The sequence below is a fragment of the Lachnoclostridium sp. Marseille-P6806 genome (assembly GCF_964238185.1).
Lineage (GTDB): Bacteria > Bacillota > Clostridia > Lachnospirales > Lachnospiraceae > Brotaphodocola.
The window spans coordinates 69,272-93,825 of sequence record NZ_CAXSLG010000007.1 but is presented as its reverse complement, the minus strand read 5'-3'; the positions used below and the strand labels follow the sequence as shown (position 1 = coordinate 93,825).

Annotated in this window: 21 protein-coding genes, 1 tRNA gene and 1 riboswitch; of the genes, 7 read left to right on the top strand and 15 right to left on the bottom strand. The window is 44.5% G+C overall.

Translation table 11 applies throughout. The annotated features are described in order from the left end of the window. Positions 1–36 precede the first annotated feature (36 nt). Positions 37–1,035 carry a substrate-binding domain-containing protein gene (locus ACESON_RS10340; protein WP_177958787.1) on the bottom strand — a complete coding sequence of 333 codons (999 nt, stop codon included), beginning with the start codon at positions 1,033–1,035 and terminating at the stop codon, positions 37–39. Between the two features lie 315 nt (positions 1,036–1,350). Between ACESON_RS10340 and ACESON_RS10335 the strand changes: the two genes are divergently transcribed. Together ACESON_RS10335 and ACESON_RS10330 are read left to right on the top strand one after the other, a co-directional pair. Continuing rightward, positions 1,351–2,724, top strand: coding sequence for an extracellular solute-binding protein (locus ACESON_RS10335; RefSeq protein WP_177958788.1), 1,374 nt, complete (start codon positions 1,351–1,353; stop codon positions 2,722–2,724). Positions 2,725–2,779: 55 nt separating this feature from the next. Continuing rightward, positions 2,780–3,616 (top strand): alpha/beta hydrolase fold domain-containing protein, encoded by an 837-nt coding sequence (locus ACESON_RS10330; RefSeq protein WP_177958789.1) that lies wholly within the window; start codon positions 2,780–2,782, stop codon positions 3,614–3,616. 66 nt (positions 3,617–3,682) lie between these two features. Here the strand turns inward: ACESON_RS10330 and ACESON_RS10325 are convergent, their stop codons facing one another. Continuing rightward, positions 3,683–5,056 carry an NAD(P)/FAD-dependent oxidoreductase gene (locus tag ACESON_RS10325; protein WP_373109701.1) on the bottom strand — a complete coding sequence of 458 codons (1,374 nt, stop codon included), beginning with the start codon at positions 5,054–5,056 and terminating at the stop codon, positions 3,683–3,685. Positions 5,057–5,078: 22 nt separating this feature from the next. Further along, a riboswitch (purine riboswitch) is annotated at positions 5,079–5,177 on the bottom strand. A gap of 90 nt (positions 5,178–5,267) precedes the next feature. Next, positions 5,268–6,119, bottom strand: coding sequence for a MerR family transcriptional regulator (locus tag ACESON_RS10320; RefSeq protein WP_177958760.1), 852 nt, complete (start codon positions 6,117–6,119; stop codon positions 5,268–5,270). Positions 6,120–6,204: 85 nt separating this feature from the next. On the opposite strand from ACESON_RS10320, the gene ACESON_RS10315 reads away from it, so the two are divergent. Genes ACESON_RS10315 through ACESON_RS10305 form a run of 3 tightly spaced genes read left to right on the top strand, consistent with a single transcriptional unit; the run spans position 6,205 to position 10,260 of the window. Further along, positions 6,205–6,753 (top strand): GNAT family N-acetyltransferase, encoded by a 549-nt coding sequence (locus ACESON_RS10315; protein ID WP_177958761.1) that lies wholly within the window; start codon positions 6,205–6,207, stop codon positions 6,751–6,753. Positions 6,754–6,796: 43 nt separating this feature from the next. Further along, positions 6,797–8,521 carry an ABC transporter ATP-binding protein gene (locus ACESON_RS10310; RefSeq protein WP_373109699.1) on the top strand — a complete coding sequence of 575 codons (1,725 nt, stop codon included), beginning with the start codon at positions 6,797–6,799 and terminating at the stop codon, positions 8,519–8,521. Continuing rightward, positions 8,518–10,260 (top strand): ABC transporter ATP-binding protein, encoded by a 1,743-nt coding sequence (locus ACESON_RS10305; RefSeq protein ID WP_373109697.1) that lies wholly within the window; start codon positions 8,518–8,520, stop codon positions 10,258–10,260. The genes ACESON_RS10310 and ACESON_RS10305 overlap by 4 nt, the downstream gene beginning before the upstream one ends. A 66-nt stretch (positions 10,261–10,326) precedes the next feature. Here the strand turns inward: ACESON_RS10305 and ACESON_RS10300 are convergent, their stop codons facing one another. The 6 genes from ACESON_RS10300 to ACESON_RS10275 all read right to left on the bottom strand — a co-directional run bounded on the left by ACESON_RS10300 (position 10,327) and on the right by ACESON_RS10275 (position 16,776). Beyond that, a complete protein-coding gene (locus ACESON_RS10300) occupies positions 10,327–11,193 on the bottom strand; it encodes an HAD family hydrolase (RefSeq protein ID WP_373109695.1) in 867 nt (288 codons plus the stop codon). Beyond that, positions 11,186–12,484 carry an alkaline phosphatase family protein gene (locus ACESON_RS10295; protein WP_177958765.1) on the bottom strand — a complete coding sequence of 433 codons (1,299 nt, stop codon included), beginning with the start codon at positions 12,482–12,484 and terminating at the stop codon, positions 11,186–11,188. The genes ACESON_RS10300 and ACESON_RS10295 overlap by 8 nt, the downstream gene beginning before the upstream one ends. A gap of 20 nt (positions 12,485–12,504) precedes the next feature. After that, complete coding sequence (locus ACESON_RS10290; RefSeq protein WP_177958766.1) at positions 12,505–13,851, bottom strand: extracellular solute-binding protein; 1,347 nt, start codon at positions 13,849–13,851, stop codon at positions 12,505–12,507. 80 nt (positions 13,852–13,931) lie between these two features. Further along, positions 13,932–14,750, bottom strand: coding sequence for an ABC transporter permease subunit (locus tag ACESON_RS10285; RefSeq protein WP_177958767.1), 819 nt, complete (start codon positions 14,748–14,750; stop codon positions 13,932–13,934). Between the two features lie 23 nt (positions 14,751–14,773). Further along, positions 14,774–15,715 (bottom strand): carbohydrate ABC transporter permease, encoded by a 942-nt coding sequence (locus ACESON_RS10280; protein WP_373109692.1) that lies wholly within the window; start codon positions 15,713–15,715, stop codon positions 14,774–14,776. A gap of 23 nt (positions 15,716–15,738) precedes the next feature. Beyond that, complete coding sequence (locus ACESON_RS10275) at positions 15,739–16,776, bottom strand: ABC transporter ATP-binding protein (RefSeq protein WP_373109690.1); 1,038 nt, start codon at positions 16,774–16,776, stop codon at positions 15,739–15,741. A 225-nt stretch (positions 16,777–17,001) separates the two neighbouring features. Here ACESON_RS10275 and ACESON_RS10270 point away from each other — a divergent pair, with 225 nt between their 5' ends. After that, complete coding sequence (locus tag ACESON_RS10270) at positions 17,002–18,018, top strand: DUF4349 domain-containing protein (protein WP_373109688.1); 1,017 nt, start codon at positions 17,002–17,004, stop codon at positions 18,016–18,018. 96 nt (positions 18,019–18,114) lie between these two features. On the opposite strand, the gene ACESON_RS10265 is transcribed toward ACESON_RS10270, so the two are convergent. Then, entirely contained in the window at positions 18,115–18,810 is a 696-nt protein-coding gene (locus ACESON_RS10265; protein ID WP_373109686.1) for a YitT family protein, read from the bottom strand. Between the two features lie 82 nt (positions 18,811–18,892). Between ACESON_RS10265 and ACESON_RS10260 the strand changes: the two genes are divergently transcribed. After that, positions 18,893–19,711, top strand: coding sequence for a MerR family transcriptional regulator (locus tag ACESON_RS10260; protein ID WP_373109685.1), 819 nt, complete (start codon positions 18,893–18,895; stop codon positions 19,709–19,711). A gap of 248 nt (positions 19,712–19,959) precedes the next feature. Here ACESON_RS10260 and ACESON_RS10255 read toward each other — a convergent pair whose 3' ends face one another. The 5 genes from ACESON_RS10255 to ACESON_RS10235 all read right to left on the bottom strand — a co-directional run bounded on the left by ACESON_RS10255 (position 19,960) and on the right by ACESON_RS10235 (position 24,477). After that, positions 19,960–20,184, bottom strand: coding sequence for a helix-turn-helix domain-containing protein (locus ACESON_RS10255; protein ID WP_373109683.1), 225 nt, complete (start codon positions 20,182–20,184; stop codon positions 19,960–19,962). 277 nt (positions 20,185–20,461) lie between these two features. Further along, a tRNA-Arg gene (locus ACESON_RS10250) sits at positions 20,462–20,533 on the bottom strand. A 302-nt stretch (positions 20,534–20,835) separates the two neighbouring features. Continuing rightward, positions 20,836–21,714 carry a DUF3881 family protein gene (locus ACESON_RS10245; protein WP_177958988.1) on the bottom strand — a complete coding sequence of 293 codons (879 nt, stop codon included), beginning with the start codon at positions 21,712–21,714 and terminating at the stop codon, positions 20,836–20,838. A 422-nt stretch (positions 21,715–22,136) separates the two neighbouring features. Continuing rightward, a complete protein-coding gene (locus tag ACESON_RS10240) occupies positions 22,137–22,847 on the bottom strand; it encodes a response regulator (protein ID WP_177958987.1) in 711 nt (236 codons plus the stop codon). After that, complete coding sequence (locus ACESON_RS10235; RefSeq protein ID WP_373109681.1) at positions 22,840–24,477, bottom strand: DUF4118 domain-containing protein; 1,638 nt, start codon at positions 24,475–24,477, stop codon at positions 22,840–22,842. The genes ACESON_RS10240 and ACESON_RS10235 overlap by 8 nt, the downstream gene beginning before the upstream one ends. Positions 24,478–24,554 lie beyond the last annotated feature (77 nt).

Genomic DNA, 24,554 nt, shown 5'->3' with positions numbered 1-24,554 from the left:
CTATACGCTAAATGAGAAAAAAAGTCAATATGCTCTTTACAGGCTTATTCTGTCAGATACACTCTCCCGGACTACCAGTCTGTTTTCCAGTTCTCGATCCGGCGGCCGTACTCCATTTTCCATATATCCAAGCAGCATTTCGGCGCCTGCTGCCGCAATCTGGCTGGCATTTCTCTCTACTGTTGTCAGCTGCAGATCCGCATACCGCGGCAGCTCCAGATTATCAAAGCCAACCAGAGAAATCTCCTGGGGAACCCTGAGTCCCCGTCTGGCGAGGGCATTCTTTGCAGCCACTGCCATTTCATCATTAAAGCACAAAATTGCAGTAAGATTTGGATGTGCATCTATAAGCTGATTGGCCGCTGAATAGCCGCTGTTGTAACGGTAATTTCCATGAACCACAGGAAACTGATGAATCGAATATCCCCGTTTTCGCGCCGCATGAATCCAGCCCTGATGCCGAAAAATAGTTGCCTCCAGATTCGGCGGCCCTTCAATGATCCCAATATTTCGATGCCCATGATCTAACAGATACCCCATTGCCTTTTCCATTCCTCTGGATTCATTGGTTGTCACCACAGGAATATCAATCGGAACCCGGCGGCTCAGTGCTACCATAGGTATATGAAGAGCAAAGGCCTCCTCCAAAAAATCCAGATCCTGATCTCTCTGTGACATAATCAAAAGCCCGTCATACTGGCTGGGATTCAGACTTCCCGATTCATGCAGATCTATTCCCTTTACCACAATCTGATAACGCCCTCCAATCACTCCATAAACTCCTGTCAGAACACTGTGCAGCACATATGGAGAGGTCGCTGCACTGATACTGGAAAAATACAGGCCAATAATACGGGATTTCGAGTGTCTCAAATGAAGCGCTGCCTGATTGGGCATATATCCCATGGCTTGAGCCAGCGCAATAATCTCTTCTTTCTTTTTTGCCTTCACAGGGCCATTTCCTGTTAAGGCCCGGGATACCATAGAACGGGAAACTCCCGCCCTTTGTGCAATATCTGTAATCGTAACAGCCAATTTCTTCTCTCCTCCTGTTCAGATATCTCCAACTGCTGATATTAGAAACAGTATATCATAAAAAAATGCAAAGTGAAACGGATTTCACTTTTTCAGCAAAAAACAATTAATATTAAACAATATTTATTCCATATTCCTCTTTTATTTTGCATTTTACGCGACAAAATATAACAAATCCATATTATTCCATTCGATATATAGTATAATATGCATATTAATTTAAAATATTTTTGTTCACTTTTCCCCTTTCCCCATTTAAAAAAATATGTTAAAAAAATATTATCAAGTACGTTTGATTCAGAAGGGAGAATATCAATGAAAAAAAGAACAAAACAGATGATTTCTTTCAGTATAGCAGCTGCTATGGGACTGTCCCTGACTGCATGCGGCGGAAAACAGGCAGAAGCACCACAGACCACAGCTGCTGAAACAAAGGCTGAGGGAGCACAGGAAACTACAGAAGCTACAGCTTCCGAGGAACCGGTAACGATTCGTTTTTGCTGGTGGGGCGGCGATTCCCGTCATGCTGCTACAGAAAAAGCAGTGCAGGCCTTTATGGAAAAATATCCCCATATCACCGTTGAATGTGAATACGGCGCATGGACTGGCTGGGAGGAAAAGCAGTCCTTAAGTATTCTGAGCGGCGACTGTGCTGATGTGCTTCAGATCGGTTCTAACTGGGTTCATGATTACTCCAAGGGCGGCGAATCCTTCCTTGATCTGTACCAGTACAGCGACATTATTGATTTAACCCAGTTCCCGGAGGACAAATTAAAAGAGGACGAAATAAATGGAAAACTGATGGCTATTCCGATTTCTCTGACCGGCCGTCTGTTCTACTGGAATAAAACAACCTTTGATGAGGTTGGTGTTCCCATTCCTACCGATGAAGAATCTCTGATGGCTGCCGGCGCTGCCTTCAAGGCATATAATGAGGACTATTATCCCCTTGCTCTGGGCGAATACGACAGAATGATTTTTATGGTCTATTATCTGGAATCCAAATACGGAAAAGACTGGGTAACTGACGGAAAGATGAATTATACAGAAGCAGAAGTACAGGAAGGCCTGGAATTCATGAACAAGCTGGAAGCTGAGCACGTGATTCCATCTGTTGCAACCATCAACGGCGATATGTCTGACTCTCTGGATAAAAATGCAAAATGGATTGATGGAAAATATGCCGGCTTAATGGAATGGGATTCTGCTGTTACAAAAGTAAAAGACGCTATGGAAGGCAGTGTAAATAAACCCAATCAGGAATTTGTCATTGGTGATTTCATCAAATTCGGCGAATACCAGGGCGGCTTTACCAAACGTTCTATGGACTTTGCTATTAAATCCTCCACAGAGCATCCAAAGGAAGCTGCCATGCTTGTAAACTTCCTGTTAAACGAGCCGGAGGGCGTAGAAATCTGCTCCACCGAGCGCGGAATTCCCTGTTCAAAGGCTGCTATTTCCATTCTTGATGAAAAAGGAATTGGCGATTCCTTTGTAAAAGAAGCCAATGCAAAGGTTCTTGGCTACAGTCAGTTTTCTCAGGATCCTCAGTTTGACAACAGCGAGCTGAAGGCAAATCCTGACGGTCTGTACTACAAGGTATTTGGAACTCTCAGCTCCGGCGACATTACTCCGGAGGAAGGCGCGAAAACCCTCTGCGAGGGCATCACAGAAATTCTGGAACAGTAAATCCTTCTCTGAAAAAACTGTTCCGGGACACGAACTTAGTAAGGAATCTAAAAAAATGAACATATTAACCTGGGAAATTAGTTTAACAAAAGAACAGCTTGGATATGAAAAGCTGACACCTCCGGCCTCTGTAACCGGATACCTTCTGGATCCTGTCTCTCTGTCAGCTACAAGACGGAGACCGGCTGTAATCATCTGCCCCGGCGGCGGATACGGACATCTGTCCGACCGGGAGGGTGAGCCTGTTGCCATGCAGCTGGCCGCCATGGGCATTCACACTTTCATCCTGAAATACAGCCTCGCGCCGGATGTGTTTCCTGCCAGTCTTATGGAGCTGGCAGAAACCATATCCGAAATCAGGGCCCATGCAGATGCCTGGATGGTTGATCCAGACCGGATCCTGGTCTGCGGATTTTCTGCCGGAGGTCACCTGACCTGCTCCTTAGGCGCTTTCTGGAATCAGGAATTTCTCTGGAAGCCCTTAAATAAAAAGGCCGATGAAATCCGTCCTGACGGTATGATTCTCTGTTATCCGGTCATCACCTCCGGCGCTCACTGCCATCAGGGCTCCTTCCAGAATCTGCTGGGAACACATGCCAATGATGAAAACCTTCGCCGCTTGGTTTCTCTGGAACACCAGGTAGGCAGCCATACGCCAAAAACCTTTTTGTGGCATACGGCATCTGACAGCAATGTTCCTGTTGCAAACAGCCTTCTGCTTGCAGAAGCTCTGACTCGCCATCAGGTCAGCCTGGAGCTCCATATTTATCCCGTTGGCTGCCATGGTCTGTCACTGGCAACCGAAGAGGTTTCCTCCGCTGATGGCCGCTACGTAGAGCCCCAGTGCCAGAGCTGGATTTCTCTTTTAAAAACCTGGCTGGAGCATTTTTAAATTTATCATTGGATCAAAAACCGGCGGAGCGGCTTTTAGCCGCTCCGCCGAATTTATCTTCAGTCCTTATTCATTTCCTTCTAACAGATTTCTTGCCACATAAATTCCGCTGGCCGAAGCATGAGACAGAGAATGGGTAATTCCGCTTCCGTCTCCAATAATGTAAAGTCCCTTATGGCAGGATTCCAGCTTCTCATTTACCTGCACCTCCATATTATAGAACTTCACCTCAACGCCATAAAGAAGGGTATCGTCATTGGCCGTACCAGGCGCAATCTTATCCAAAGCATAGATCATCTCCATAATGCCGTCCAAAATCCGTTTCGGCAGCACCAGGCTCAGATCTCCCGGCGTAGCCTTTAAGGTCGGCGTAATAAACGCCTCTTCAATTCTTGCCGGAGTGGAACGCCGTCCTCGAATCAGATCCCCGAAACGCTGAACAATCACTCCGCCTCCCAGCATATTGCTTAAACGGGCAATGGATTCGCCATATCCATTGGAATCCTTAAACGGCTCAGAAAAGTGCTTTGCTACCAGAAGGGCAAAGTTGGTATTCTCCGTATGCTTGGAAGGATCCTCGTAGCTGTGTCCGTTTACCGTAATAATACCATTGGTATTCTCCGTAACAACTGCGCCCTTGGGATTCATACAGAAGGTCCGCACCTGATCTCCATATTTCTGTGTCCGATACACAATTTTACTTTCATACAGCTCATCTGTCAGGTGAGAAAATACATCGGCCGGAAGCTCTACCCGGACTCCAATATCAACCCGGTTCGAGCTGGTGGGAATCTGCAGCTCCTGACAGATCCACTCCATCCATTTGCTTCCGCTTCTTCCTACAGAAATAATACACTTTTCGCACTCATAGGTCTGGCCGTTACTGAAAATCTGATAACCTCCGTCCACTGCCGCAACAGAATCTACAGGAGAATCAAAATAAAAATCCACCTTTTCCTTCAGCTCCGCATACAGATTTTCCAGAACCAGATAGTTAATATCTGTACCCAGATGGCGTACAGATGCATTCAAAAGATGAAGGTCATGCTGAATACATTCTTTTTTAAACTTGGAACCGGCAGTAGAATACAGCTTCGTTCCTGCCCCGCCATAACGCAGATTAATATCATCTACATAATACATCAAATCAAGAGCCTGCTTCTTACCAATATATTTGTACAGAGTACCGCCAAAATCATTGGTAATATTGTACTTTCCATCTGAAAATGCTCCGGCTCCGCCAAACCCGCTCATAATAGAACAGCTCTTACAGCCAATGCAGGATTTGATCTTTTCCCCGTCAATGGGACATTTGCGCCGGCTCAGGGCATGGCCCGCCTCAAATACCCCAACCTTTAAATCTGGGCTCTTCTGACTTAATTCATATGCTGAAAAAATTCCGCCCGGCCCCGCTCCAATGATAATAACATCATACCGCATAAAAATACCTCCTAAAAAATAAGGTCAACTACAAAGGCATTGTAGTCAACCATTTCCGGCGGTTGGTAGAAACACCCATCCATATTATGGGCTTATACACATGCATATTACCATCTTTGATTGTATCATGGATATCCTCGTAATTCAACTTATAATCAGCCGTCTTTGCCTGCATAATCGTAACAGTTCAGCCATGCATCTTCCTGCCCGCTTACAGCGGACAAGAAGCGTTGGGCATCTGAACAGCTGCTGAATCTGCACATGGAATCGTGATCATTGTCACATAGTCCTCCTGACTCCGAATGGCCATTTCATTTAAGCCCTCCTCATAAGCATACCCTGTAAGCGCCAGGTTCCTCTCCTCTGCATAATCCAGAATTTTCTGATAAACCTCCGGAAGCCGCTCCCACGCGCCTACACAATAGGCTCTCAGAAATGCTCCCTTCGGCAAAACCTCATCATAAATCTCGGAATTGCCAGGACAATACGCAAAAAAGGAATCGTAACTGTTAAATTCTCCGCTGCGCACCGCATCCATGGAAATCCGGCTTCCAAAGCTGTCATAAAGATGAAACAGCTTTTTCAGGCGAAGGGAAAATTCTGCCGCAACGGAAAAATCCTCTTCATCGTACTTTCCGGAAATCGGAGCGGAACAGATAATCTTTCTCTCCGGAAGCGTACACAGCTCAATCTCTCCATGCCGCGCCTCAAAGCCTGCCTGCAGCCGCTGTGATTTTTGCTCCAAAAAGGCCTGAACCGACAACAGCTGACGGATGGACGCATCAATAAGCTGCTTCTTCTTTTCCATCATCCGGGAAAAAGACTCGTCTGACGGCCCTGTCACATATTCCCGTATTTCCTCAATCGACAGGCCAATTTTTCTCAATGTAAGAATCAGCTCCAGCTGTGCAAACTGAAAGCAGGAATAATAATGGTAGCCGTTTTCTCCGATGATTTCCGGGCAAAAAAGACCGATATCATTATAATAGTGAAGCGTCCGCTTATTTACCCCTGTTAATCTGGCAAATTCTCCGGAAGGATACAAATAATCATTTCTTTTCATAAAAGCACCTCTTGACCGTACAGTTACTGTACATAGTATGATACCCTACGACAACCAATAATTCAATTCAGAGAGGAAAACTTTTATGGAATTTACCTATGCAGACAAAAATCAGTGGCCGGAAATTAAGAAAATCTACCTGGAAGCCTTTCCCAAAGCGGAGCGAAAGCCATATTTATCGCTCCGTCATTCTGTCAAAAAGGGAAAAGCGCTTCTTATGACAGCCTCCGAAAACAATCAGCTTCTGGGCTTTACCGTCCTCATTCCTTATCAGGATATGGTAATGGTCGATTATCTGGCTGTATCCTCCCGAATCCGGAGCCGGGGAACCGGAAGTTATATCATGGAACAGGTTTGTAAGCATTTTTCAGACAAAAAGATTGTTCTTCTGATTGAACGCCTGGATGACGCTGCTGACAACAGCAGCCAGCGAATTGCCCGCCGGAAATTCTATCTGAAAAACGGATTTTCCTCCTCGGATCTCTTTATTACAGGCACAAGCGGAGAGATGGAAATCCTGAATTACGGCGGCAGGGTTTCCCAGGAGGAATATCTGAGTCTTCAGAAATATGCCCTTGGAAGCCTGTTTTTCAAGCTGTCCCATATCCGCATTATCCACGAAACCGCTTCCTAATGCTGACTATTTCCCACACCAACAGGAGGTCTTTCACAGCTTCATGAAAACTATATTTTCAACTGTAAAATTGAAAAAAGCCGCTCTTGCAGGACTTCTGGTTCTGGTTCTTGCATCTTCCCTGTGCCAGATGCTTCTGCCGGCTTTTCTCTCTCAAATGATCAGCCGCGGAGTTGCCGCAGGCGCTGACTCTGTCATCCTGATTTATGGAACTGTTATGGCAGGAATTACTGTACTTTCCTGTATTATCAGCTTTCTTTCTGTCAAAACAGCCTCGTCTGTTTCCACGGATTTCGCAGCACAGCTTAGGACAAAGGTCTTTTCCTCTGTCCTGGAATTTTCCGCCGCAGAGATGGATCACTTCGGCACTGCCAGCCTGATTACCCGCAGTACCTCTGACATTGCCAATGTGCAGAATTTTTTGACAATGCTTCTTCGCATAGGTCTTATGGCTCCGATGATGGCCGCTGCCGGACTGGTATTTTCTGCATCTACAGGCGGAAAAGTCAGCTCTGTTCTTCTGACCGCCATCCCTGTTTTACTGGCTGTGCTGACCCTTCTCATTACCCTTGCATCCCGCTGTTCTGTCCGCCTGCGGAAAAAGCTGGATCACATGAACCGTCTGTTTCTGGAGTCTTTGGAAGGAGTCCGTGTCATCCGCGCCTTTAACAGGCAGGATGCAGAATGCAGACGCTTTGAAAAGGCCAATGAAGACTACGCGCTTACGGCCATAGCCTCCGGACACATTACCAGTCTTTTGATGCCTGCCATTAGTGTTATTTTCGGTGTAACAACTGCCGCTGTTCTTGGAATCGGCGCCCGCTATGTAGAATCCGGAGCAATGGAAATTGGCTCTCTGGTAGCAAACAGTCAGTATATCAGCATGGTTCTTACTGCTGTTATGATGCTTTCGCTTGTGATTATGATGTTTCCTTCTACCTATGCCTGCGCCCGCCGGATTGCTGAGGTTCTGGACACGAAGCCCTCTATTAAAGATGGAAATTTTCCGCTGAAAAACCGTCCTCTGCGTTCCACCGTTGAATTTTCCCATGTGACTTTTTCCTATCCCGGAGCTGATGAACCAGTTTTAAAGGACGTAAGCTTTACTGCCCGCCCTGGCGAAGTTACTGCCATAATCGGAGGAACCGGGCGTGGAAAATCCACCATTTTAAAATTAATTTCAAGACTCTATGATCCCCTGTCCGGACAGGTTCTGATTGACGGAATCAATGCCAAAGAATACCGTATAGAGGATCTGCGTTCTCTGATTGGATATGTTCCTCAAAAAAACGTTCTGTTTTCCGGAGATATTGCAGAAAACCTGAATTTTGGAAAAGAAAATGGCCGGGAAGAGGATTGGAATATTGCTGCAAAAATCGCCTGCGCCGATGAATTTATTACAAAAAAAGAACAGGACTTCCATGAACCAGTAGCCCAGGGAGGCGCCAATTTATCCGGTGGTCAGCGTCAGCGCTTAGCCATCGCCCGGGCTCTTATGAAAAAGTCGGAAATCTATGTTTTTGATGACAGTTTCTCTGCTTTAGACATGAAAACAGACCACAGACTCCGCCAAAATCTGAAAGAATACACGGGAAATGCTGCTGTCATTCTTGTTGCTCAGAGAATCAGCAGTATTCTGGATGCAGATCAGATTTTAGTTGTAGATGACGGCAAAATTATCGGAAATGGAACGCATCAGGAACTGTTAAGCACCTGTCCGCTCTATCGGGAAATTGCAGAATTACAGTTGGGAGGTTCTCTGATATGAAACACACAGAAGTATGCAGACGGCTGCTAGGTTATCTGAAAATTCACTGGGCAAAGCTGATTTTTGTAATTGTATCTGCTGTTATCAGCACCGGTTTTATGGTATTTGCCCCCTTCCTTATAGGAAAGATAACAACAACTCTTTTTTCCAGTATAAAGGACGGTATTTTTTACTGGGATACTATTATAAAGCTGCTTTCTTCCCTTGTTTTTCTGTATCTGGTTTCCCAGTCTTTTTCGTTATTACAAGGCTTTCTGATGGCAAAAATCACGGCCCAGGTTATGCAGAAGCTTCGTCAGGATATCAGCGAAAAAATGCACCGTATGAAGCTCAGTTATTACGACAGCCATACCCGCGGCGAGCTGCTCAGTATTCTTACCAATGATGTGGATACCATCAACAATGCCATCAGTCAGAATCTGACCTCCCTGGTAACTCAGGTAACTACCGCTGTCGGTGTTCTCCTTATGATGCTTGCAATCAGCCCTGCCCTTTCCCTGATCCCATTCATTATGGTTCCCCTCTCCCTCTTCAGCGCGGCGGGTGTAATGAAAGCCAGTGAAAAACATTATGTGAAACAGCAGGAGCTTTTAGGACAGCTGGGCGGCTATATCGAAGAAATGTATCAGGGACAAACTGTTGTTCAGTCTTTTCACTATCAGGAACGGGCTAAAAAAGCTTTTGAGACGTATAATGAAGCCTTAAAAGTCAGTTCTCGGAAAGCAGAAATAACTGCCGGAGCTGTCAGTCCGATTACAACGCTTGTCAACGATCTGGGATATGTCCTCTGCGCTGTCGTTGGCTGTCTTGGTGCAATTACCGGAAAAATCACAGTAGGAAATGTACAGGCAATGCTGGAATACACCTGGCGTTTTGCGGATCCTTTTTCCGCTATTGCCGGAATGTCTGGAAGCTTCAGCGCTGCTGCAGCTGCTGGAAACCGGCTCTTTTCTCTGTTGGATGCAGAAGAAGAAATCCCGGATTCCTTACCTGGTATTATCCCTCAAAAGCGCCTTGGATCTGTCGTTTTTCAGGATGTCTCCTTTGGATATTCTCCAGATAAGCTGTTAATGAAACGAATTAATTTATGCGTAGAACCGGGAGAAAAAATTGCGATTGTAGGCCCGACTGGAGCTGGAAAAACCACGCTGATTAACCTGTTAATGCGCTTCTATGAACTAAACAGCGGATCGATTCTCGTAGATGGAATAGATATTCAAAAGATGCCTCGAAAAGAACTTAGAAGTCGTTTTGGAATGGTGCTTCAGGATACCTGGCTTTTTGAAGGTACTATTGCCGAAAATATCGGATATGCCAAAGAAAATATGACCGAAAAAAGCATTTATTCTGCCGCAGAATCAGCCTGTGCCCACAGCTTTATTAAGACCCTTCCTGGCGGATATCATATGATTCTTGGCAAAGGTGCTGAGAATATTTCTCAGGGAGAACGACAGCTTTTAACCATTGCCCGAGCCATTGCATCTGATCCGGAAATCATGATTCTGGATGAAGCAACCAGCAATGTAGATACCCATACAGAAGTCCTGATTCAGAAGGCAATGGCCGAGCTTATGAAGGGCCGTACCAGCTTTGTAATTGCCCACCGGCTGTCCACGATTCGCGATGCAGACAAGATTCTTTACATGGAAGACGGGGATATCAAAGAGGTGGGAACCCACAACGAGCTTATGGAAAAAAACGAAAAATATGCCTCTCTTTATCGAAGCCAATTCTCTTAAACCAGGGCATTTGCTGCCTGCATTCCTGTCTTTTTGTGCAGACAGAAATGCCCCGTTTTTATGATTTTAAATAGCCTGTTTTAACACATACTGCTCCACAAACTGGGCTACTCCATCCTCGTAGTGGCAGCCAGTTACATAATCTGCACACTGCTTTACCGCCTCTCCTGCATTGTCCATGGCGACGCCGATGCCTGCTTTCTTCAGCAGCACGGCGTCATTGCTGCCATCGCCAAATGCCATCACATGGCTCAGATCCAGGTTCAGATGGCTGCAGAGCCATTTCATTGCGCTTCCCTTGCTTACTCCTTTTTTTGTCAGCTCCAGACCATATCCGTCTGAGGTTATCGTAAACAAGCCATATGCTTCCAGCTCCTTTGCAGCGCCCTGCCAGGCCTCTGCCTCCTGGCAGATAATATTGATTTTTGTAACCTGGAATTTGCGGAAAATTTCCTCTCCATCCTGGTTTTCCTGCACTTTGCTGCAATATTTTTCAAAGGAATCTATCATAAGATATCGTTTTTCTCTTAGAAATTCTTCCTGAATTCTAGTCAGACGAAGCTGTCCGGTCTGTCTTAAAAGCTCCTCCTCTATCAGGATTCTGCCATCTGAAACAAGTTCCACAAAGGCATGGTACTTTTTCCCAATTCTGATCGCCTCCCGAAGCTGAGCGGCAGAAATTGCCTGACGATACAGCACCTGCTCAGTGCCGCCCCGGTAAATGACAGCGCCGTTTTCTGCAATCAGATAATCCATAACCGGAAGATTTGAAATCGGCACAATAGAGCGGCATCTTCCAGTGGCAACTACATAGAGCATTCCTTCATTTACCGCATGTTCAATTGCCCTGTAATTTCTTACAGAAACCTCATTATCATGGTGAAGCATGGTTCCATCCAGATCGGTTGCTATGATTCTGATTGTTTTATGCATGTTTTTCCCTCACAAATTCATCAATTGGTGTCCCATCAGTATCCGGCAGAGCTACGCCCAAAAGCTTTGCATAGGTCGGGGCCTGGTCAATCAGACGTCCCTTCTCCAACACTGCAGACTCTGCAAAATCCGGTCCCTTGGCCATGAAAACCGGCTGTGGGCCTTTCTGGGGATAATATCCATGGGAAGCTCTTCCATACCGGTAGTCCCTGTCTCCAAAGCTTTCTACCAGCGGGCCAGATGTACTTTCTCCGAAGGAGGTATAATCATCAGACTCAATTACAAAAGAGAATGGCCCGTTCAGTCTGTATTTTTCATCTGCCTCCTCTGCGGTAAGAACCTCGCTGATTCCATAAATTCCTTCCTCTCTCATCCAGCGCAGCAGCTGAAATACTCTCTGATACAGCTTTTCATCCAAAGGATCCTTAAGGTATACGACTGCAGAAAGTCCGTTAGACAGGCAGTAAGCTCTCCAGTCTGTAACATATCCGTCTTTCCTTACATCCAGAAAGCCATAATCTGCCAGCATCACATTCAAATTCATAATCCGCTGAACCTCCATCTGGCCATGATCACTAGTCACTACCAGATTCGTCTGCTCTGCAAGCCCCAGCTCCTCCTGCACTCCCATCAGCTGCTGAACAAACCGATCGGTATCCACTACAGCCCGATCCACCATTTCATGAAATACCCCATACTGATGTCTTGCTCCGTCAATATTTGCCGGATGAATCAAAAGCACGTCTGGCTGTTTTTCCCGCAGAATATCACAGGCACAGGCAATAATAAACTCATCAATATAAGGATGTCCCCAATGTTTCAGAATCGAACTGTTTTTTTCCACAATTCGAATCATGTCCTCATCACAGCCCATCTTACGAAATGCCTCTTCTATGGTTTCACCATTTTCCGGAACATACTCCGGAATCTTATAATCAATATCCTTATGACATCCCGTTACCGGCCAGAACACCGCAGCTGTAGTCAGGCCTTTTTCCTTGCATGCTGTAAAAATATCCCGTGAACAGATCACGTCTGCATAACGATTCCAGGGTGTTGGTTTCTGATTAAAGGCCAGAACAAAGTTGCTGGTAACTCCATGGCGATTGGGATAGTTTCCTGTCATCATTGTTGTGTGGCAGGGATAAGTAACCGTTGGATAAATAGACTCCACACGGTTAATTCTGCATCCTCCATCCAAATATTTCTGATATCCAGGCAAAGTGGAAAACAGTTCCAAATCCTCTGTTACCATGGCATCTGCTGAAAGTATAATCAACTTATTTTTCATTCTTTTCTCCTTCTGATTACCTACTGATTTAAAATCTTATTTACCTTTGTTTCCATATCAGCCAGGGTTGTATCTATATCGCTATTGTTGATATAAATAGCATCCAAAGCGCTTTTAATTGCCTCTGTCGCCTCTGTATAATTCGGATTGGAATATGCTGCACGATTTGCATAAGCCAGCTGATCTAATGCTACTCGAGCCATAGGCATTTCTGCAAAATAAGCTTTCATCGTATCCGATTCCCCGGCACTCTTTCTGGCTGGTAAATAACCAGTTTTAATCGAAGATTTCACTGTCTGCTCTGTGTCAGTCATAAAGTTAATAAACTCCCAGGCTGCTTCCTTTTTCTTGTCAGGAATCTTGCTCATCATAACCAGATTGCAGCCGCCGGTAGGGGTTCCGTAGCACTGATCCATAGGAATAAATCCTACTCCCAGTTCAAAGCCCAGCTCATCTGCGATAGATGCAAATTTCGTTAAATCACCGGTAGAACTAAACCAGATAGCTGTGTCTTCATTCTGCACATCTGCAGTTACTTTATCAGATTCATTACTGTTAAAAGCATGTACTACACCCTGATCAATCAAATCACGATAAAACCCAATTACTTCTTTTCCTGCCTCTGAATTCAGATTGGTAGCTGTCTCATCATCATTTAAAATAGAGCTTCCATGTTCAATCATAAAGGCATCCAAAGTCCAGGTATAACTGTACTGAGAAATCCCGTATTTTCCAGTTTTTTCATGTACACCAGTTGCCATTTCCTTCAAATCATCCCAGGTCTTTAAATTTGCACCGTCGTATCCAGCTTCTTTCAGCAAAGAATTATTGTAGTACATAATTGGAGTGCTTCTTAAATAGGGCAGACCATAACAGGAACCATCTACCTCACCGTTTAACAGCAGAGCATCGTAAAAATCTGTCATATCCACTCCAGATGCCGCAATATAGGAATCTAATGGTTCAATCACCCCATTTTCAGCAAATCTGCGAATCGAGCTAATCTCCATAACGGAGACATCCGGCATCTCATTGGCAACAAATGCTGCCTGAAGCTTCTGATGACACTCGTCGTAGGTTCCCTGGTATTCTGCTGTAACATGAATGCCCTTTTCCTTTCCTACTGTCTCATTAAATAACTCTGTCATCTCCAGATTATTTTCCTGAATTTTGTCTGTCCAGCAATACCAGTAGGTTAATTCCGTTACATTTCCGTCTGCGGTAGATTCCTCTTTTTTTCCTGCCTCACTGGACACAACAGCGCTGCTTTCTGCCTTATCTGTCCCGGAATTTCCGCATCCTGCCAAAGTTCCTGCAACGATACATGCCATTGCTGCTGCGCCTAAAATTCTCTTTTGATTTTTCATTTTCTTCTCCTCTTTATTTGTTCTTTTCGCTCTTTTAGCTGTTTTATATTAACCCTGTTTTGGGAAAATTTTTATGATTTTTACTTTACTCCCATATAGGTAAAACCTTTGATAATCTGCTTCTGGGCAATCATATAAATAAAAATAATCGGCGCCATCAGCAGTACATTTCCAGCCATTAAAATGTGCTGGTATACTCCATTTTCTACACTCCGCAGCATCGTCAATCCAACCGGAAGTGTCCGTACTGCATCCGTTGTCGTCAAAACCATCGGCCAAAAATAATCATTCCAGGTTCCAACAAATGTCAGCATTCCCAGCATAATAACTGTTGGTTTTGCAATGGGCAGCATAATATGCGTGATGATTTTCAATTCTCCGGCTTTATCCAGCCGCGCCGCCTCAATCAGCTCTTCCGGAATCTGCTTAAAATTCTGCCGCAGCATAAAAATTGCAAATGCGCTGGTAGCCTGCGGAAGAATCAGGGACCAGTAGGTATTGATCAGTCCCCACTTACTCAGCATTAAAAATACCGGAAGAAAAATCAGCTGCGAGGGAATCATCATAGTCGCCAGAATCACTCCAAAAGACAGTTTCTTTCCCAAAAATTCATATCTGGCAAACGCATAAGCAGCGGGAATCACCGTCACCATCTGCAAAACCATAATTCCAGCTGTTACAATAAGCGAATTTTTCAAAAAATGAAAAAATGGAATTACCTCAATTGCCCTTGCAAAATTTTCCCACTGAGGATCACTTACCCAGAATGTTGGCGGCGACTGAAGGGCCTGCGCCGCCGTCTTAAAGGCTGTTAATGCCATCCAGTAAAGGGGAACAAAAAAGATGGCTGTCAAAAGCAGATTTATCATGAATCTGACAGCTTTTGATATATATTTCATACTCCGTCTCCTATGCTTTTATGTTATTGATAGTGAACTTTTTTCTGCAGACATCCAAAATATACGAGGGTAAAAATACCTACAATTACCATTAAAATTACACCAACAGCAGATGCATAGCCGATCTTATAAAACTGAAATCCATACTGATAAATGTAATATACCAGGCTGGTAGTTGAATTCTGCGGTCCTCCGGCAGTCATCACATTTACTGTTTCAAAAACCTTAAAGGAACTGATAACAGCTGTAATAGACAGGAAGAACAAAGTCGGTGACAACATAGGAAGAGTAAGTTTGAAAAATGTCGTAACCGGATGTGCCTGATCCAGCTCTGCTGCCTCATAAATATACTTTGGAATACTCTGAAGCGCAGATAAAATAATCAATGTGTAATAGCCAACTCCCTTCCAGATATTAACCAAAATCAGGGAATACATTGCCACTTGAGGATCGTCCAGCCACCTTATTTTTTCGATTCCAAAGAATCCCAAAATATAATTTAAAAGGCCAATATCTCCATCCATAATCCACATCCAGATAAAGGCAATGGAAATCATAGGAAGTACATATGGTGTAAACATAATCACCTGTACAAGCCGTTCAAATTTGGCATTTTTATTAAGATAAAGAGCAAAAATCATCCCCAGTGTAATGCAGCCTGCCACGGTCCAAAAAGAAAACTGACAAGTATTTTTCAGCACCTGCATAAACTCCGGATCTGTCATCAGTGACACATAATTGTCCAGTCCGATGAACTTCATTTCTCCAACCATATTCCATTTATAAAAGCCCAATTTAAACATGTATAATATCGGATATACAAGAAACACAAGGCTGACTGCCATTGCGGGAGCTATCATCAAATAGGGCAGCCCTTTCCTCACTCCATCCTTCCATAAAGTGCCGATTTCCACATGCTCTGACTGCAGTTTGACTCTGCTATTTATTACGCCTGCATCCATCATAATCTCCTTCCTCTCGCTTAAAATTATCGGATTCTCTGTTCTTCCTCATCAAAATACAAGATTCTATTGTGAGGAATAAACATCTTTACATTCCCGTCAACAGCTTTCTTATCATCAAAAATTTTTGCCTGAATCCGTCCATAACAGGTATCAATTTTATACAGAGTTTCTATGCCCAGCATTTCATGGGTAATCACCTTTCCGTCAATTATCAATCCCTTTTGTTTTTCATCTGGCACATCCTCATAAAAGGTTACATACTCCGGGCGAAAGCCAAGATAGCAGACATTTTCAACCGGCAAATGCTCATAATGAACCTGATTCTGTTTCAATATATTCATAGGCGGTGTTCCAATAAACTGAGCTGTAAACACATTATCCGGGTCGTGATAAATTGTGTGAGGAGTCCCGCACTGCATGATTTTTCCCTTATTCATCAAAACAATCTGCGTTCCCATAGACATGGCCTCTACCTGGTCATGAGTCACATATACAAACGTAGAGCCCAGCCGGTTATGCAGCTCAATCAAATCTGTCCGCAGCTGTGAGCGCAGCTTGGCATCCAGATTGGACAAAGGTTCATCCATAAGAAAAACTCCCGGTTTTTTTACCATCGCTCTTGCCAAAGCAACTCTCTGACGCTGTCCTCCTGATAAAGCGCTGGGTTTTCGATTTAAGTATTCCTCCAGTCCAACCGATCTGCTGACTTCGCAAATACGTTCCTCCCTCTCTTTCTTTGCAACCCCTGCATTTTTAAGTCCAAATTCAATATTTTCCCTCACGGTCATGGTCGGATACAAAGCATAATTCTGAAAAACCATTGCAATATCTCTGTCGCCAGGTTTCACTTCCTTCATATCCTTCCCGTCAATATATAAGGTGCCTCCCGTCTCCTCTTCAAGTCCGGCAATCATGCGAAGTGTTGTAGATTTTCCACATCCGGACGGCCCGAGCAATACGGTAAAGCTTCCTTCTCCAATTTCAAGATTTAACCCTTCAATAACAGGTGCTTCTTTCCCATATGACTTCTCAATATTCTCCAAAACGATTTTACTTTCCACTCAATTTTCCTTTCTGATTTCATCCTGGTTTGTCTTCTCTGTATGAATAATTTACAGGCATCAGGTAAAAACCACTACCGCAAATTTGAAAATTTTAAGTAAACTCATCTCTTAAAAACAAATGAAATTTTCTTACATTTTTTAATATTCATTGAAATTGTCCATCTTTTTATGGTATTCTTACATCAGAAAATATGCGTGTTTGTTTCAAAGAGGAGGTATATTATGAAAATACGATCGTCAAACTTTCTTCATCTCCCTGTTTTCTTTCTGGCCGCCGCCCTTGCCCTGACTGGCTGCGGGGCCTCATCGGAAAAAAGCGTCACTGTAGCTGAGACTGCCGCCGCTGCCCCTGCTGCCGGATCCCCTTCCCCTGAAGGCGCCCTTGAAGAAAATGGCAGCGCCGACTTCGGAACCGCTGCAGACACCAGCGCGGGAAGCGAAATGCCTGCCCAAAACGAAAGCAGTCAGCCCACTCCGGTACAGGCTGGAAGAAAGCTGATCCGCACCGTATGGCTGGACATGGAAACAACCGATTTTGACAGCTCCATTCAGTCTGTCCATGAAAAAATCTCCGCTCTGGAAGGCTATACAGAACAGTCTGAGGTTACCGGAAGCCGTCTCAATTACGCCGGAGAACCGATTCTCCGTCACGCTTCCATGACTGTCCGAATTCCCACCAAACACCTGGAAGCCTTTCTCCAGGCAGCTCAGGCCAGCGGTAATGTTGTCAGCCAATCTGAAACCACAGAGGATGTTACTCTTCAATATTCTGATGTAGAAAGCCGAAAAAAATCTCTGGAAATTGAGCAGGAACGTATCTGGGCCCTGCTGGAAAAAGCAGAAAGTCTGGAATCTGTTATTGCTCTGGAAGAACGGCTTTCAGAAATCCGTTATGAACTGGAATCCCTGGAGGCACGCCTTCGCCTTTACAACAATCAGGTGGAATACAGCACCGTTCATCTAACCCTTTATGAAGCAGACGAAAGCCGCCTGACTCCATCTAAGCCACTGACTGCCGCCCAGCGAATCAGCCGCGATTTTCAAAACAATCTGGCTTCTATGGGACAGCTTCTTCTCAATTTACTTATCAGTATTTTGACCCTGGCGCCCTTCTGGGTTCCGGCTGTTCTCCTTATTCTTCTGCTTATCTGGCTCCTTAGAAGGAAAGTCGGCAATGCCAAATGTTTCTTCCGGAAAAAGAAAAAATCCACCCCGCAGGAGGGTGAATCCAATTCATAAGTTCTCTATAATACTGCAGGGCGGGGACCTTCGTCCCCGCCCTGCATCTGGTATTTTCCAATATTTTTCCTATACTGCAATATCATTCTCTTCCGTTTATAGTCTCCCCGCACGGCCAGTATCGACAGCTTCTGTAGCATAACACTTCTCAATCCCCGTCTCTTCCCGACTCCGATACTCCTGGATCCAGTCAATCAATAAAGAAGAAAGATTCACAGTAATCAGTGAAAAAACAATCCGCGCAACAGGAATATACGTTAAAGATAATACTAAAACCACCGTATCCGTAAACAAATATGCCCGTGATAAACGCCAATGAAGGATATGAGAAATTGTCAATGCCAATGCATCATCACCTCCACTGGATCCCCCCTGCCTTACAATCAATCCAACACCTACACCCACAAAAATACCACCTAACACAGCGGCAATGAGGGGATATTCCGATAAGTCAGGAAGCATTGGAGGAAACAGCTCCCAGATTTTATAAAAGCCTGACACAAACATGGTCGAAATAATGGATACCTTAATAAAATTTCCTCCCAGAAACTTAAACGCCAGCAGATAACAGGCAAGATCAAGAATCGGAGTAATATAAGCCGGAGACATTTGCAGCCAATGCTCAATAAGCAGCATCAGACCGATAACGCCGCCCTCTGTAATATTTGTTCGCTGATGGATATTGTGAACGCCAAACGTATATATCATTGCCCCAAGCATAATCAACAATATTTTTTTGACAGTCAGCCCATCCTTCACCTTGTTCCAAAGCTCAGATATATAAGATAACAACAAAAACAACCTCCTTGATTGGTTTATACTTTTATGATATAGTTATAAACTATATAGCAACTATACAGTCAAGGGGTATTTTATGAAAAATCTATTTTCCATTGGAGAACTGTCAAAACAACAAAATATTTCACGCCAGACTTTAATTTTTTATGATAAAATCGGCCTGTTTCCTCCTGCCTATGTTGATCCGGAAAATGGGTATCGATATTACAGTTCCAGTCAGCTCGATTATTTAGATACCATTTGTATTATGAAAAAAATCGGATTTTCTCTGAATGAAATCAAGACATACATGGAAAACTACACCATTGACCATTCTATTGTCACATTGCGCAAACAGCTTACTATCATTGAGCAGCAAATCCAGGAGCTGCAAATGATAAGAAACCGTGTGGAGCATCGCTGCCGGCAGCTGGAACATGCAGTCGCTATTCGTAACAGCAGTGATATTGTTGCCTTAGAAAACGTAAAAAACCAGTATATTCTGATCCAGGAGGTTCCCTCTCCTCACACCCTGGAGAGCGTCAGTATCGCTACAAAAGAGTGTTTTGTCCGCTCCTTCAGGGAACAGCTTCCCATCTTCTTCCAAAGCGGGGCAATCGTTCCCTATGAGCATATTTTAAATGGCAGATACACCGAAGCGGCATTTGCCTTTCTTCCCATTGAAAAAATCGATCACGTTCCTGGCGTTGTCAAGCTTCCTGCCGGAAAAAGTGTATTTACCTATCATACAGGAACTTATATTTCTATCGGAAAAGCATATGAACGAATCCTGGAATACTGCAGAAATAAGCATTTGCATATTATTTCAGATTCCTACGAATTTGCAATCAATGATTATCTCTCTACTGGAGATGAGGATGAATATATTACAAAAATTATGTTTTATGTGGAGTAAATGGGTGGTATGCGGCATTTTCTGATTTTTTCGCAAATGATGCATTGAACTTGCTTCGTCTGTTCCTTTTTATAACTGTCAAAGTTTGATGAATTATAGTTTTTATCAGTTATAACTGATAAAACTAGGAGTACATCTCTGGTTTGCGCACCATTCTTCAAAACTGGAAGCCATGACTCGCATCGTGGTTCCTACAGTAACAACCTTAAAATAATTTTTCTTCACCACATAATAGGTCTATGTAAATTTTATAGCTGACCATCCAGCCATTCATCAAAGCTCTTTTTAGAAATTCGGATAGAGCCGCCGATACGAACAGAACGGAATAAGCCTTGTTTTACCAGATTGTAAGCACTTGGTTTGCTGATACTCAGAATGTCCTGAATTTCATCAACCGTATAGGTTCTTTTATCAAATACTCCCTGCTTACTTTCTAACAACTGATTTAACTCTTCGATTTTTTCTTCAAACATAATTTTCCCTCCTACTTGTGACATCCTTTAATCAAGCTATTTAACTTGGCTAAAGTATATCAAACAGGAAACATTTTTTGAAGTTTGTTGATTGGAGGGACAACATCCTTGATAAAATCAAAGTTAGTACATAAGCATTCCCTATATTTGTCCTCCCCCCTGGGAGTATACTCTATAGGGTGGTCGTCAAACGGCTGACTGCTTACCAGCCCAAAATCGTAACGAAAATGAAAAAAACGGATTGATTTAGAATATTTTCTAATCAATCCGCTTAGTACGTTTCCTGCGGGAATCGAACCCACAACTAGCGCTTAGGAGGCGCTTGTTATATCCATTTAACTAAGGAAACCAATGCCGATTTTCAGTTTAAAATCAAGATTTTCTATGATTTCTGCCTTCGAAATCGGTATCTGGACCATTCATTTTTCTGGGACTGAAACTATCCCAGTCTATCCTGAGAACTGCAAAGGCAATCCCCACTTTGCTTATTATAAAGAAAAACACCCTGATCGTCAAGGGTGTTTTCCCACATTTCCTTTATTCCCTGCACACATTCACCCAGTCTACTGTATCCGCAGCCCGTTCCAGCTCCGGAATTGTCAGCTTCACAGCGCTGTGATCATTCCCGTCTCTACGCCCAAGGCCTCTGCCCTAGCCTTCCACAAACTTTGCAGCTCCCTGCATCCAGATCTGCCCTTTAAACCGGCGGCCAACCTTCGGCTCGCCCATCAGGTCCTCCGCCCCGATACCTACATGAAAAAGCATATCGTTGCAGTCCAGCGTCAGATCGTAAACCATTTCTCCTGTAAAGCTGTTTTTCTTTTCTTCAATGTGGGTAATCTCGCCAATCACAGAATACTGGTCGCACTCAATTCCACAGGGCATAAAGCAGGAATCTACAATGGAATACAAATCTTCCTTCATGGCTCTCCTGGAGATCTGAGAATACATATCAATATCCTCAATGGTCAGGGTCTCCATGGCATCCTCATCTCCGTTTTTTGCCGCCTCAATCAGGTTTGTGCGATCCTTTGCTGCCACCTTTGCCAGCTCAATCTGCTTTCTCGTTTTGTGAAGCGGAAGAAGAATTTTGCCATCCATCGCCAGACCGGTCAGATTCACAGCTTCTACCTGGCGGGATGATTTATTCAGCTTCCGTTCCCGATATTCAAAACCATTTTCTAAATAAAAAATCAGAGAAATTCCTACTCGATATTCATCCAGAAGGCCGGCATAGGTTTCCTTTTCTGTGTGCCGCTGAATGGAGCATTCTGCTTTTGATGATATATCGCTGCTGCTCAGATAGGGATAATAAAACTCCCGATGGAATATTCCCTGTTCATCCATCTCCCCTACCAGAACAATCCCCATACCGGGAGCCAGCTCTGCTCTCAGCTCACAGAGATTCTCATCGGTATCTATCTCGATTCTCCGTCTCAGAGCTGTCTTTTCCAGCTCTAAAAGCATTTTCTCAATATCCCGCTTTTTTATATAAGTACGAAATCCAACACTTCTCAAAAATCTATGCATTCCTTCACCTTCTTTTCTTTGTACGGAATCAGCTCTGCATTCTCTGCTTATCGGCTATTCCTGTTTACCGCCTGTTCCAGCTTATCGGTCAATTCCACTTACCAGATCTTCCAACTTACCGCCTGTTCCAGCTTACAGACGGTTCCGTTGACCGAAAAAATAACGCTTACTGAAAGGCCTTCACTTTCTGCTGTCTTTTTCATTCACTTTCTCATTTTCAGAGTCAGGAAAAGGCGAAGAAAGTCCTTCGCCTTACATCTACCCAATCATTATACATGATAGCTTCTCTTTTTTCAATTGTAACCTTTGCTTTTTCCTTATTCACCGCCGCATTACCAGACTTCCTCGTCTCCGCACATTCGACTGGCCTCCCCGCTCGGGCATTCCGCTCCCTCCCCGCATTCCTTCTACTTCCTCTATAGCTAATCGTCTGTCTCCACCCGCAGCATCCTATAGCCGATTCCCACATGAGTCTGGATATACTGAGGATCCGAAGGATCCTTTTCAATCTTTTTCCGCAATGTTGCCATAAATACCCGCAGAGACGCCACATCATTATCCCAGCTGCTTCCCCAGACTTCTTTGGTAATATAAGAATGCGTCAGCACCTTTCCCACATTCCGGGCTAGGAGGCAGAGCAGCTTGTATTCGATCGGAGTTAGATGAAGCTGAGTTCCGTTCAGAAAAACACAGCAGGACGCATAATCAATCTTCAAATCTCCATTTTCAAACACAGAATGATTGTCTTCACCTGCTGCCGCCATATAATTCAGACGTCGAAAGGTTACCCGCAGGCGGGCCAGCAGCTCTTCTACAGAAAAAGGCTTGGTCAGATAATCATCTGCACCTGCGTCCAGAGCTTCAATTTTATCCGTCTCCTCGCTGCGGGCGCTGATCACAATAATCGGCATTTTCGACCAGCTGCGCACCTTTCGAATAACATCCACTCCATCCATATCCGGCAGACCCAGATCCAGAAGCATCACCTCCGGATTTCTCGATACCGTTTCCATAATTGCCTGCCCGCCATTTTCCGCTGTACAGTATTTATAATCTCTTGTCTCCAGGGTGGTTGTAATCAAATTTCGGATCGCTCCGTCATCCTCTACCACCAGTACCAACGGTTTATTCACGTAATGTTACCTCCTCTTCTGGCAATGTAAAACGAAACAGCGCGCCGTGGGGCTGATTATCCAGCGCCTCTATCGTTCCCCCATGTGCCATAATAATAGACCTGCATAAAGACAATCCCAATCCCAGGCTCCTCCTGCTGTCTACCACTCCTTCGCCTGCAACAAAAAACCTGTCAAAAACCCGGGCCTTTGCTTCATCAGAAAGCCCCCTTCCGTTGTCGGCAATATCCACCACCACACAATTTTCCTGCCTTCTGGCAGATATGGTAATCCGGGAACCAGGCGGCGTGTATTTCATGGCATTGTCCACAATATTAATAATCACCTGCATAATCAGTCTGGCATCTATTTTCACCAGGAAAAATTCCTCTGACGGCACCACCAAAATTTCATGATCCGTCTTTCTCCGATTTATATGCTGCAGTGCTTCTGTAATCACCTCATCCATCAGCTCTGTAGATAAATGAAGCTGCATAGTTCCATCTTCAATTCTGGTAACAGAAAGAAGATTCTCCACCAGATTAATCAGCCACAGGGAATCATCATAAATATTTTCATACAGCTGTCTGCGGCTGCCGCTGTCCAGACTGTTTTCATTCGACAGCAGAATCCCCGCATTTCCCGAAATCGTAGTCAGCGGCGTCCTCAAATCATGGGAAATTGAGCGGAGAAGATTGGCTCGAAGCTGCTCATTTTTCGCCAGAAGAGCACTTTCCTCCCTGGCCCTCAGCGCCTCCTCCTTTTCCAATGCCAGAGCGCATTCTCCCAGAATGGAAATCGTGATACTGTACTCAAATTTTTCCGGCTCTTCCTCCGGACCTGGAATCGGAATGCCGACAGCCCCATAAACCCTGTCTCCAGAACGAATTGCCAGGTAGCGGCACCGTGTCTGCGGCATGATCTCCGTTCCTGCCCCGGCCGGTTCTCCGCTGCAAAACGCCTGCTCTGCTGCCTGCCGCTCCTTTTTGCTGCTGTATTCTGCATGGCGCAGCATTTTCTGCTCCAGATTTCCTGTCTCATGCTCCGGCTCTGCCGGGAATATATACGGCGCCGACAAGCCGTCCGCTTCTGCCATATAAAAAATAATATCCCGCCTCAGAAGTTTCACCAGCTGTCCTGCAACCACTCGAAGCATTTCTCTGCGTTCCCCCTGCTGCTGGATCAGCTGATTGGTTTCCAGAAGAATATGCGTTCTATAGGCTGCCTCCGACGCATCCTTTGTCTGCTGCTTCATACGTACTGCCAGCGTACTGGTAATAAATGCTGTCAAAAACATGGTCAGAAATGTAACTGGATAATCATCACTGTAGGCCTTCAGCGTAAAATACGGCACAGTAAAAAAATAATTAAAGGCCAGTACGCTGAACACCGAGGAAATAAGCCCGTAAATCCTCCGGGATGTTGCCACAGATATAAACAGCACGCCAATAATATAAGCCATAATAATATTGGATTCCGGCAGATTTATCTTCTGAAAAAGCGTTCCTGTGCCCGTTGCCGCTGCCAGAAGCAGAATGCTTTTTGCAATATCGCCAATCCTGGTAATTCTTTCCCCTCTGTACCCCTGCGCCACCATACTTCCTCCTCTGCACCGCTTATTTCTTTTATAACTATAACACGTTTCTCCCACAGAAGAAATCCTGTATTTCGCCCTATCTGTTCCACTGACATTAAGCTTTCATTAAAATCAGGAATCCTTATCAAATT